Below are 6,484 nucleotides of genomic sequence, written 5' to 3' on the forward strand. Positions count from 1 at the left end.
GTCATGATCGCGGCATTCGGCGGGGAAGGCAAGAGGGCCGAAAAACCCCAATTTGGACATGATTTGTCCTTTTCCGCGCCCGAATGGCGGATCAGCATATCCTTATTGCCTCCAGTGGCTGGCATCCGGACAGACCGAGCCCCCAAACCCAGACGTCCGGGTGCCAGCCTCCCCAACTCCCGAGTTGACCAGTCAGTCGGCCCGTCCCATCCTTCGGGGCGGGCCATTTTCATGACGACGATTCAGAGCTCGAAACTGGCGGCACCCAGGATCGGCCCGGGCATGCCCTGGCGTTCCTGCTGCACGACGATGGCAATGCCGGCGCCGGGCTGGGGCAGGATTTCGGCGATGGGCAGCTTGAGATCGGCGCCGGTCTCGGCCTCCCACATGCCCAGGGCCTGCCGCCCGGTCACCACCTGGGTGTAGACAAGGGACTTCCCCGCATTCTCGCCGGTTTCGATGGCGACATCGGCGCGGCCCCGATAGCTCACCATCCACACAACCGCATCGCCCAGCCCGTCATGGGCCCCCACGGAAATCCGCACCGCATCGCCCTCACGGGCGATATCGATCCCCAGCGGCATGGAGACGCCCTGCAAGGCCCGATAGACCTCGTTGCGTTTGGAGCCGACCACGCCGCGCTGTCCATTGATGACCATTTGCGGGGTATAGATGCGCGACGACCCCCAGCTTTTCGCATAGGCGCGCTGGCGGTCGGAGAAGCTGGCATCCCCGAACGTATCCTGCCAGCCGGCGTAATCCCAGTAGTCGACGTGATAGGCGAGCGCGATGACGTCGTCCTGGGCGGCGAGGCTGGTGAGCAGGGCATCTGCGGGCGGGCACGAAGCGCAGCCCTGGCTGGTGAACAACTCCACCACCGCCCGTGGCTTGGTGCGCACGGTTTCGGCGCCCACGGGCTGGATGAAAAGCGCCAGGGCAAGAAGGCCGAGAACCGGACCGGAAGGAGGCGTGAACATCATGGGCAAACTTGTAAGCCGCCCCCGCCGCCGCCCGCTAGTCAAAAGAGGGTGAGAGCCGGACTTTTCCGCGCCGGGCCTGATCGGGAACAAAAAATGGCGGCCGCAGGGACCGCCATTTTCAATTGGGCAGGCAGGCGGCTTACGCGGCCACGAGACTGCGCAGCACGTAATGCAGAATGCCGCCATTCTTGAAATAGTCGAGCTCGTTTGCCGTATCGATGCGGCAGCGCGTCTCGACATTGACCACTTCGCCATTGGCACGGGTGATCTTCACATTGACCTTGGCACGCGGCACGATCTTTTCGACATCGACGATGTCGATGGTCTCGCTGCCATCCAGCCCCAGCGTCTGCCAGCTCTCGCTATCCTTGAATTGCAGCGGGATGACGCCCATGCCGACCAGATTGGAGCGGTGGATGCGCTCGAAGCTCTGCGCGATCACGGCGCGTACGCCGAGCAGATTGGTGCCCTTGGCCGCCCAGTCTCGCGACGAGCCGGTGCCATATTCCTTGCCGGCGAAAATGACCAGCGGCGTATTCTGCGCCTGATAGGCCATGGCCGCGTCGTAGATGGCCATCTGCGAGCCATCCGGCCCCTTGGTGAAGCCGCCTTCGACGCCGGGCAGCATCTGGTTCTTGATGCGGATATTGGCGAAGGTGCCGCGCATCATCACTTCATGATTGCCGCGACGGGCGCCGTAGGAGTTGAAATCCTTGGGCGCCACCTGATGGGCCTCGAGATATTTGCCGGCCGGAGTGGCGGGCTTGAACGAGCCGGCCGGGGAGATGTGGTCGGTGGTGATCGAGTCGAGGAACAGCGCCAGCACCTTGGCCTGGTTGATATCGGTGATCGGCTTGGGCTCCATGGTCAGGCCCTCGAAATAGGGCGGGTTCTGCACATAGGTGGAGGCCGAATTCCACTTGTAGGTCTCCCCGCCATCGACGGAGATTGCCTGCCAGTTGCTGTCGCCCTTGAAGACGTCGGAATAGCGGCCCTGGAACATTTCCTTGGTCACGTGCTGGCGCACGATCTCGGCGATCTCGTGGTTGGAGGGCCAGATATCCTTGAGATAGACCGGCTTGCCATCCTTGGAGGTGCCCAGGGGCTCGGTGGTGATGTCGATGGTCATCGAGCCGGCCAGCGCATAGGCGACGACCAGCGGCGGGGAGGCGAGGAAGTTCGCCTTGACGTCCGGATTGACGCGGCCTTCGAAATTGCGGTTGCCCGACAGCACCGAGGCAGCCACTAGGTCGCCGGCCTGCACGGCCTTGGAGATTTCAGCCGGCAGCGGACCCGAATTGCCGATGCAGGTGGTGCAGCCATAGCCCACCAGGTTGAAGCCGATGGCGTCCAGGTCATCCTGCAACCCGGCGGCGGTGAGGTAATCGGTCACCACCTGCGAGCCGGGCGCCAGCGAAGTCTTGACCCAGGGCTTGGAATTGAGCCCCAGGGCCCGCGCCTTGCGGGCAACCAGGCCTGCGGCCACCAGCACCGACGGGTTGGAGGTATTGGTGCAGGAGGTGATGGCGGCGATCACCACGTCGCCATGGCCGATGGCGAAATCCCGGCCATCCACCGCGACCTTGGGATCGTCGGTCTTGCCGAATTCCTTAGGCAGCGCGGCGGCGAAAGCCTGCTTGGCATTGTCCAGGGCAATACGGTCCTGCGGACGCTTGGGGCCGGAAATCGAGGGCACCACGGTGGAAAGGTCCAGTTCCAGCGTCGAGGTGAACACCGGATCGGGCGAGCTGGTCTCGCGGAACATGCCCTGTGCCTTGGAATAGGCTTCCACCAGCGCCACGCGCTGCGGATCGCGCCCCGAGGTGGCAAGATATTTGAGTGTATCGGCATCCACCGGAAAATAGCCGCAGGTAGCGCCATATTCGGGCGCCATGTTGCCGATGGTCGCCTGGTCCTCGAGGCTGAGATAATCCAAGCCCGGCCCGTAGAATTCGACGAACTTGCCGACCACGCCCTTCTTGCGCAGCATCTCGGTGACGGTAAGCACCAGGTCGGTGGCGGTGATGCCTTCATTGATCTTGCCGGTGAGCTTGAAGCCTACCACTTCCGGGATCAGCATGGTGATGGGCTGGCCGAGCATGGCCGCCTCCGCCTCGATGCCGCCCACGCCCCAGCCCAGAACGGCCATGCCGTTGACCATGGTGGTATGCGAATCGGTGCCCACCAGCGTGTCCGGATAGGCGACGGTTTCGCCATTTTCCTCGCGGGTCCACACGGTCTGGGCCAGATATTCCAGATTGACCTGGTGGCAGATGCCGGTGCCGGGAGGCACGACGCGGAAATTGTCGAAGGCGGATTGTCCCCAGCGCAGGAATTCATAGCGCTCGCCATTGCGCTCATATTCGAGCTCGACATTCTGCGCGAAAGCCAGCGCCGTACCGAAGCTGTCCACCATCACCGAGTGGTCGATGACCAGGTCGACCGGCACCAGCGGGTTGATCTTCTGCGGATCGGCGCCGAGCTTGGCGGTGGCGTCGCGCATGGCGGCCAGGTCCACCACCGCCGGCACGCCGGTGAAGTCCTGCATCAGCACCCGGGCGGGGCGATAGGAGATTTCGTGTTCGGAGGTGCGGGTGACGAGCCATTCGGCCACGGCCTCGATATCGGCCTTGGTCACCGTGCGGTTGTCTTCGAAGCGCAGCAGGTTTTCCAGAACCACCTTCATCGAATGGGGCAGGCTGGACACGCCCTTGAGGCCGTTCTTTTCGGCTTCGGCGATGGAATAATAGGTGTAGGTCTTGCCGCCGACCGTAAGGGTCGATTTGGACTTGAAGCTGTTTACCGAGGTCATGGTTTCCGCCCTAATCTGTCGCTTGCGGCAGGCGCGCCGGATCGGGAAAGCCCCGGAAACTGCCGGCCTGCGCCGCCTTTGCTGGAATGACTCCAATCTATAAGGGCTTATAGAGAAAGACGATTGGGCTTGCCAGCCCGACCTTTCGTTCAATACGAGATGGGGCCATGACGCAAAGGCAAGTCCTTGATCCGCTGACCCTATCCGCGCAAGACCTCGTCTGCGGCCGCGGCGGCATGGCGCTTGGTCCGCCGCTGAGTTTTTCTCTCTCCTCGGGCCAGTGCCTGTTCTTGCGTGGACCGAACGGCGCGGGCAAGACCACGCTGCTGCTGACGCTCGCCGGCCTCATAACCCCACTTTCCGGGCATTTTTCCATTCTGGGGGCAGCGGAGGAGACGGGACGCCTGATCCATCATTGCGGCCATCGCAACGCCATCAAGCCCCGCCTCACCGTGGCGGAAAACCTGCAATTCTGGGCCAGGATCAACCCCTCGGGCGGGCTCGATCCGGCCCTTGCGCTGGCAGAAACGGGCCTGGCCCGGCTGGCCGATCTGGATGCCGGCTACCTTTCCGCCGGCCAGTCACGCCGGCTGGCGCTGGCCCGGCTTCTTGTCAGCCATCGTCCCATATGGTTGCTCGACGAGCCCACCGCCGCCCTGGACAGCCAAGGCCATGGCGTGGTTGCCAGCCTGATCGAGCACCATCTCGGCATGGGAGGGCTCGTCCTCGCCGCCACCCACGATCCGATCAATGTCGAGAATGCCGCCATTCTGACGCTGGGAGGCCAAGGATGAGCGCCTTCCTTGCCCTGCTCGGACGCGAATTGAAGCTGGCCCGGCGCGGCAGCGGCAATGTGCTGACGCTGGTGCTGTTCTTCGTCATCACCGGTGCCATCGTGCCCTTTGCCGTCGGGCCCGACCAACTGCTGCTGGCCAGGATCGCCCCCGGCATGGTGTGGGTCGCCGCCTTCCTGGCCATGCTGCTCGGCCTCGACCGGCTGTTCGGCGAGGATCAAGACGACGGCACGCTGCTCCTCTTGCGCCAGGCCGATCTGCCGCTCGGCGCCATCATGGCCGCCAAGCTCCTCGCCCATTGGCTGATCTCGGCCCTGCCGCTCATCCTGGCCAGCCCCGTCCTCGCCGTGCTGCTCGCAATGGACCTGGCCAGCTTCTGGCGGATGCTGGCCTCGCTGCTGCTCGGCACCCCGGCCCTGGCCGCCTTCGGCACGGTCGGCGCGGCGGTAACCGTGGCCATAAGGCGCGGCGGGCTGATCGCCCCCATTCTCATCGCCCCGCTCTGCGTGCCGGTGCTGATCTTCGGGGTCGGCGGCATCACCGCCACCCATTCGGGCTCGGCCCTGCTGTTTCTTGCGGCATTGAGCCTCATGGCCGTAACCCTGTCTCCCTTCGCCGCCGCGCTTGCGATAAGGTCCGCCGAAGATTAAAGGCCTTGGCCCATGAGCATCGAAAGCACGCCTAAACAAAGCTGGTGGAACCGGATGGCCCATCCGGGGCAGTTCGTCGCCTGGACCACGCCCCTGCTCTGGCCGCTGGCCATCCTCACCCTTTGCCTCTTCATCCTCGGGCTGTGGTTCGCCTTGTTCAATTCGCCCGAGGACTACCAGATGGGCGACACGGTGCGCATCATGTATGTGCATGTGCCCTCGGCCTGGCTCAGCCAGTTCATCTATGTGGCCATGTCCGCCTCGGCGCTGGGCACGCTGGTCTGGCGCCACCCACTTGCCGATGTATCGATGAAGGCCGCCGCCCCGCTCGGGGCACTCTTTACGACTCTGGCGCTTTATACCGGCGCGCTTTGGGGCCGGCCCACCTGGGGCACGTTCTGGGAATGGGACGGGCGCATGACCTCGACCCTGGTGCTGCTCTTCATCTATCTGGGCATCATCGCCCTGTGGCGCGCCTTCGACGACCAGTTGCGCGCCGCCCGCATCGTCGCCATTTTCACCTTGGTCGGCGCCCTCAACATCCCCATCATCAAGTTCTCGGTGGATTGGTGGAGCACCCTGCACCAGCCCGCCAGCGTCTTCCGCCCCGACGGCCCCACCATGCCGCTCTCGCTGCTGACGCCGCTCTTCATCATGCTGTTTGCGTTCACTTTCCTGTTCATCACCCTTTACCTCAAGGCCATCCACACCGAGGTGAAGCGGCGCCGGGTGACGACATTGCAGCGCCGCGCCGCGCAGAAGGAAGCCTCATGATCGACCTCGGCCCCCATGCCGGCTTCATCCTGGCGGCCTATGGCGGCGTCGCCCTGGCGCTTTTTGGCGTCATCGCCTGGACCCTGTTCGATGCCCGCTCCGTCACCCGCAAGCTGGCCCACCTCGAAGCCGCCCGGCCTTCCCGCTGATGCGCTATTTCTTCTTTGCCCTGCCCCTCGTGCTGCTCGGCGGGCTCATCGCCATCTTCGCCCTGTCCATGGATCGCGATCCAAACCTGGTGCGTTCGGTGCTGATCGACCGCCCCGCTCCCCAATTCACCATGGAGGCGGTGCCGGGGCTGGACGTCCCGGGCTTCGAGACCGCAACCCTTCTGGGCGAGGTGAGCGTCGTCAATGTCTTTGCGAGCTGGTGCATTCCCTGCCGGGACGAGCATCCGCTGCTGGTCGATCTCAAGGAGCGCGCCGGCGTCCGGCTTTTCGGCATCAACCAGGCGGACGCGCCCGAAAATGCCCG

Annotated in this window: 6 protein-coding genes and 1 pseudogene; 5 read left to right on the forward strand and 2 right to left on the reverse strand. The window is 64.2% G+C overall.

Features of this window, described 5'->3' with window-relative positions; translation table 11 throughout:
• Positions 1-242: 242 nt before the first annotated feature.
• Both VDP82_RS12305 and acnA read right to left on the reverse strand, forming a co-directional pair.
• Positions 243-980, reverse strand: coding sequence for a DUF1223 domain-containing protein (locus VDP82_RS12305; protein ID WP_323015141.1), 738 nt, complete (start codon positions 978-980; stop codon positions 243-245).
• Positions 981-1,119: 139 nt separating this feature from the next.
• Positions 1,120-3,792: an aconitate hydratase AcnA gene (acnA, locus tag VDP82_RS12310; protein WP_323015142.1), complete on the reverse strand. Its 2,673-nt coding sequence runs from the start codon at positions 3,790-3,792 to the stop codon at positions 1,120-1,122.
• Positions 3,793-3,959: 167 nt separating this feature from the next.
• On the opposite strand from acnA, the gene ccmA reads away from it, so the two are divergent.
• The 5 genes and pseudogenes from ccmA to VDP82_RS12335 all read left to right on the forward strand — a co-directional run.
• A complete protein-coding gene (ccmA, locus tag VDP82_RS12315; protein WP_323015143.1) occupies positions 3,960-4,586 on the forward strand; it encodes a heme ABC exporter ATP-binding protein CcmA in 627 nt (208 codons plus the stop codon).
• Entirely contained in the window at positions 4,583-5,236 is a 654-nt protein-coding gene (gene ccmB / locus VDP82_RS12320; protein ID WP_323015144.1) for a heme exporter protein CcmB, read from the forward strand. The genes ccmA and ccmB overlap by 4 nt, the downstream gene beginning before the upstream one ends.
• Positions 5,237-5,248: 12 nt before the next feature.
• Positions 5,249-6,010 (forward strand): heme ABC transporter permease, encoded by a 762-nt coding sequence (locus VDP82_RS12325; RefSeq protein ID WP_323015145.1) that lies wholly within the window; start codon positions 5,249-5,251, stop codon positions 6,008-6,010.
• Positions 6,007-6,159 (forward strand): heme exporter protein CcmD, encoded by a 153-nt coding sequence (gene ccmD, locus VDP82_RS12330; protein WP_323015146.1) that lies wholly within the window; start codon positions 6,007-6,009, stop codon positions 6,157-6,159. Before VDP82_RS12325 ends, ccmD begins: the two co-directional genes overlap by 4 nt.
• Positions 6,159-6,484: pseudogene (locus VDP82_RS12335) on the forward strand (DsbE family thiol:disulfide interchange protein); the annotation flags it as partial. The gene ccmD and the pseudogene VDP82_RS12335, both read left to right, overlap by 1 nt.

This window comes from Devosia sp., assembly GCF_034675085.1.
Lineage (GTDB): Bacteria > Pseudomonadota > Alphaproteobacteria > Rhizobiales > Devosiaceae > Devosia.